Consider the following 623-nt stretch of genomic DNA (forward strand, 5'->3'; position numbering starts at 1 on the left):
GGCAAATAACCAAAAAAATCTAAACTATTTTCCATAATGAAAATAACAATGAATGTAAAAATCCCCCTACATAAGTAGGAGTATGCTAATAATGATGGTTCAAGGAATCCCTTGTCCCATCTGCCTTGGCGAATGCCGAGAGGCTATTTTAGAATGAAGGAGGTTTTAAAAAAATGAAACGATCTGTCGTTCGTGCTTTTTTAGTGGGCGTAGCTTTTGTTTTTGTTTATTACATCATACTGGCGCTTCGGGGGATGTACCTTACTAATAATTACGTTCCGGATATTATCAATTCGTATGACTCAGTGGATTACCTCCAGCAGAAGGTTGCATTTGGGATTGCAATAGAACCTGTGAGAATGGTGCTAGAGGTCTCGGGATTGCTTTTATTCGGTATGGCTATTTATTTTGTTGTAAGAAAGCTCCGCAGAAGGGCGAATTGATGCGCGTATGACTATGATGGGAGTATTTTTGAATCGCGCCTAATATAGATATGGAGTGCTCTGTGCAATAATCAAAACGAGGCGGAGCTGCTATATAAGTTGAACAAAAGAGTTTCAGCGGTGTAGGCCGGCGTGTGAAAAGTTCTTCCGATCGCAGTTGTTCCCAGATTTCCCTGAATG

Annotated in this window: 1 pseudogene; it reads left to right on the top strand. The window is 40.6% G+C overall.

The features are described 5' to 3' along the window. Nucleotides 1-242 precede the first annotated feature (242 nt). Nucleotides 243-347, top strand: a pseudogene (locus tag A7K91_RS27075) (cytochrome b6); the annotation flags it as partial. Nucleotides 348-623 lie beyond the last annotated feature (276 nt).

The sequence above is a fragment of the Paenibacillus oryzae genome (genome assembly GCF_001675045.1).
In the GTDB taxonomy this organism is placed as follows: domain Bacteria; phylum Bacillota; class Bacilli; order Paenibacillales; family Paenibacillaceae; genus Pristimantibacillus; species Pristimantibacillus oryzae.